This is a genomic window from Mycobacterium sp. (assembly GCF_049683355.1).
Classification (GTDB): domain Bacteria; phylum Actinomycetota; class Actinomycetes; order Mycobacteriales; family Mycobacteriaceae; genus Mycobacterium.
This window is the reverse complement of the sequence record NZ_JBAUJB010000244.1, coordinates 1-3,797: the sequence shown is the minus strand read 5'-3', so window position 1 is coordinate 3,797 and position 3,797 is coordinate 1. Positions and strand designations below refer to the sequence as shown.

Annotated in this window: 3 protein-coding genes and 2 pseudogenes; 1 reads left to right on the top strand and 4 read right to left on the bottom strand. The window is 61.9% G+C overall.

What is annotated here, in order from left to right; genetic code table 11:
* From WA944_RS15060 to WA944_RS15045, 4 genes and pseudogenes are all read right to left on the bottom strand, one after another.
* Positions 1-153, bottom strand: a pseudogene (locus tag WA944_RS15060) (MCE-family protein); the annotation flags it as partial.
* A gap of 5 nt (positions 154-158) precedes the next feature.
* The gene (locus WA944_RS15055) at positions 159-1,001 is read right to left on the bottom strand and encodes an MlaE family ABC transporter permease (protein ID WP_526370791.1); all 843 of its coding nucleotides are present in this window, start codon (positions 999-1,001) and stop codon (positions 159-161) included.
* A gap of 10 nt (positions 1,002-1,011) precedes the next feature.
* On the bottom strand, positions 1,012-1,776 hold the full coding sequence (locus WA944_RS15050) for an MlaE family ABC transporter permease (protein ID WP_526370789.1): 765 nt from the start codon (positions 1,774-1,776) through the stop codon (positions 1,012-1,014).
* A 273-nt stretch (positions 1,777-2,049) separates the two neighbouring features.
* Positions 2,050-3,306 carry a cytochrome P450 gene (locus tag WA944_RS15045; RefSeq protein ID WP_526370787.1) on the bottom strand — a complete coding sequence of 419 codons (1,257 nt, stop codon included), beginning with the start codon at positions 3,304-3,306 and terminating at the stop codon, positions 2,050-2,052.
* A gap of 88 nt (positions 3,307-3,394) precedes the next feature.
* Here WA944_RS15045 and WA944_RS15040 point away from each other — a divergent pair.
* Positions 3,395-3,691, top strand: a pseudogene (locus WA944_RS15040) (integrase core domain-containing protein); the annotation flags it as partial.
* Between the last annotated feature and the right edge of the window lie 106 nt (positions 3,692-3,797).

The following is a 3,797-nucleotide window of genomic DNA, read 5'->3' as shown; positions in this document are numbered from 1 at the left end:
GCCGGCCCGCGGCGAAGTCACGGTCACGGTATCGGTCGAGGTGAACGCCGCGGTGTACGACAGGTAGGTGAGCATAGCGGAAGCTAGGATGAGCGCCGCCAGAATCACCGCCGCTATCCTGACGTGGCTTCGTTTGGAGTCTGTGATCGCCATTTGCCTTAACCGGAGAGATTGAAGTTACCGGACGCGCCATATGCGGCGAATGATATCGCCAATGTGATGACGACCACAACGACCAGTGACGTGCGCACCGCCTGCCCGACCGCGATGCCGACGCCGACGGGCCCGCCAGATGCGTTGTATCCGTAGTAGGCATGCACCAGCATCACGCCGAAGGACATGACAATCACCTGGAGGAACGACCACAGCAGATCGGTTGGTACCAAGAAGGTGTTGAAGTAGTGGTCGTAGAGCCCCGCGGATTGTCCATTGACGTACACGGTTATAAAGCGCGCAGCGAAGAACGCGGCGAGCACCGACAGCGAATATAGCGGGATGATCGCGACAAGACCGGCGACCAGTCGGGTGGATACCAGATAGGAGACCGAATGGACCGCCATCGCCTCGATCGCGTCGATCTCCTCGGCAACGCGCATCGCACCCAGCTGAGCGGTACTACCGGCGCCAATGGTGGCAGCCAGTGCGATACCGGCGATTATGGGAGCGACGATACGCACGTTGATGAACGCGGAGAGAAACCCGGTCAGTGCCTCGATACCGATATCGCCGAGCGAGGAGTAACCCTGCACGGCGATAACGCCGCCGGACGCCAGAGTAAGCAATGCTGCGACGCCGACGGTTCCGCCGATGATCACCAGCGCGCCCGCCCCCATCGTCATCTCGGCGATCAGTCGTATCGTCTCTTTTCGGTACCGCGTGACCGCGTTCGGCAGGTAGCGCATCGACTTGCCGTAGAACAACGCCTGCTCACCGAAGGTGTCGACCGCCCGGAGTAGTGCGGAACCCAGGTGGCGCAAACGTATGGACGTGTCGTAGCTCATTATCGGTTGCTCACCGGGCCAACACGGAGACGCCGATTGCGGTCATGAAAACGTTGATTACGAACAGGCAGATAAAGGCGTAGACGACAGTCTCGTTGACGGCCTCTCCGACACCTTTCGGCCCTCCTTTGACGGTCAGGCCGCGGTAACATCCTACGAGCCCAGCGCAAACGCCGAATAGGAGGGCCTTGACCTCGGCGAGGACCAGTTCCCCGAGGCCCGTCAGCAGCGTCAAGCCATTGACGAACGACCCGGGGTTAACCCCCTGTACCATCACTGAGAACACATAGCCGCCGGATAGTCCGATCGCGCACACCAGCCCGTTCAGCAGCAACGCTACAAACGTCGATGCCAGGACGCGAGGTACCACCAACCGCTGGATCGGATCGATGCCGAGAACTCGCATAGCATCGATCTCTTCGCGGATGGTGCGTGCCCCGAGATCGGCGCAGATCGCGGTGGCTCCCGCGCCTGCCACCACGAGCACCGTCACAACTGGGCCAAGCTGAGTGATGGTGCCAAACGCGGTACCGGCACCCGAAAGGTCAGCGGCCCCGATCTCGCGAAGCAGGATGTTCAGCGTGAACGACACCAGCACGGTAAAAGGGATCGCAACCATCAGCGTCGGTATCAAGGAAACCCGGGCAATCATCCACGTCTGCTCCAGGAACTCCTGAAACTGGAACGGCCGCCGGAAGCTCGCGCGGAGAGTGCCCCAAGACAGGTCCACGAACCCACCTACGGCGCGTACTGGAACCGCGAACTGTTCCATCAAGTCTGCGAGCTCCTAGTTCCGGCGGCGGTGGGAGCTATCTTCTTGAAGGTACTGTCCCCGAGCCAATCGTCAATTAGACCAAGCGTCACAGTGTCGATCTCTTCGACTTCGTTGATCTGTTTGACTTCAGAGACCTCTTGTCGCATAGAGAGGCACCCACCTTGGTGTTCCCGACAGTTCCCCAGCCAGGAGGTGCCAACTGTTGTCTCGGCCGAGCGCCGAGTTCACTACGTCGGCCACAGCTGCCGAGCTTGGTCCTGGACTGGAGCGCGGCTAAAGGCACTTACTCACTCGGCCCTTGCCGGTGTAATCCACCTGCCAGTGCTTGATGCCGTTGAGCCAACCGGACTTGAGCCGCTCCGGTTCGCCGATCGGCTTGAGGTCCGGCATGTAGTCGGCAACGGCGTTAAAGATGAGGTTGATGGTCATTCGCGCCAAGTTGGCGCCGATGCAGTAGTGGGCGCCGGTGCCGCCGAAGCCGACGTGCGGGTTGGGGTCCCGCAGGATGTCGAAGTTGTACGGGTTGTCGAAGACGTCCTCGTCGAAGTTGGCCGACCGGTAGGACATCACGACTCGTTGCCCCTTCTTGATCGTCACGCCACCGAGCTCGACGTCATCGAGGGCGGTGCGCTGAAACGCCGATACTGGGGTGGCCCAACGGATGATCTCATCGGCGGCGGTCGAGGGGCGTTCCTTCTTGAAGAGTTCCCACTGGTCGGGGTTCTGCGAGAACGCGATCATTCCGTGAGTGATCGAGTTACGGGTGGTCTCGTTGCCGGCCACCGCGAGCAAGATCACGAAGAAGCCGAATTCGTCGTCGGATAGCTTCTCCCCCTCGATGTCGGCCTCGATCAGCGCTGTGACGATGTCCTCGGTCGGGTTCTTGCTCCGCTCGTCGGCCATCTGCATGGCGTATGTGATCATTTCCATCGACGACTGTGCCGGATCGACATCGGCGAACTCGGGGTCCTCGCCGCCGGTCATCTCGTTCGACCAGCGGAACAGCTTGTCGCGGTCGCCCGGGGGCACCCCGAGCAGGCCGGCGATGGCCTGTAGCGGCAGCTCACACGAGACTTGCTCGACGAAGTCGCCGGAGCCCTCGGCCGCGGCGGTCTTGGCGATGTTCTGGGCGCGCTGCGCGAGTTCCTCCTCGAGCCGTCCGATGGCGCGGGGCGTGAAGCCGCGGGAGATGATCTTGCGCAGCCGGGTGTGGTGCGGCGCGTCCATGTTGAGCAGGATGTTGCGCTGCACTTCGATGATCTCGCGTGTCATCTCCTGCGGCCAGACCGGGATGACCCCGTTCTGCCAGCTGGAGAACACATCGCTGCGCCGCGACACCTCCTTGACGTCTGGATGCTTGGTCACGAGCCAGTAACCCGTGTCGCCGAAGCCGCCCGTTCCGCCGGGGACGTCGACCCAGTGAATAGGCTCTGCCCTACGCAGCTCGGCGAGCTCCGCAACGGGTAACCCCGCCAGGTTGACGTCGGGGTCGAGGAAGTCGAAGCCGATCGGAACAATGGGGGGTGGCATGGAGTGCGCTCCTTAATTGCAACGTGTTCTAGTTGCAGTAAAACATACTTGAGACCCCAGGTGTCACCATCAGCGGTCAACCCCAGAAGGGCAGGTCATCTTCCACGCCGATCGCGGCACCCAATACACCTCCGGGCAGCTCGCCCGGTTCGCCCGCGGCCACGACATCGCCCAATCGATCGGCCGGACCGGGGTGTGGGATAACGCTCAGGCCGAATCTTTCTGGAGCACACTGAAATCGGAGTTCTACGACCGCCACACCTGGCCGACCAAGGCAGCTGCTAGGCTCGCGGTCGGCAACTGGATCGAACGGGTCTACAACCGCCGACGACGGCACTCGAAGATCGGCATGATCAGCCCAGTTGAGGCCGCCACCGTCTTGCGTGAGATCACTTCTCCGTCGTCGCGCAGATCGGCCAGGATCCGCGGTGAGCCGTACACCTGATCGGAGGCGTCGTGGAACCCCTTGACCTTGGCGTCGATGGCCTCAC

Excerpts from the sequence above, each read along its gene's own strand:
- WA944_RS15055 (WP_526370791.1), bottom strand. The coding sequence starts at position 1,001 with ATGAGCTACGACACGTCCATACGTTTGCGCCACCTGGGTTCCGCACTA.
- WA944_RS15045 (WP_526370787.1), bottom strand. The coding sequence starts at position 3,306 with ATGCCACCCCCCATTGTTCCGATCGGCTTCGACTTCCTCGACCCCGAC.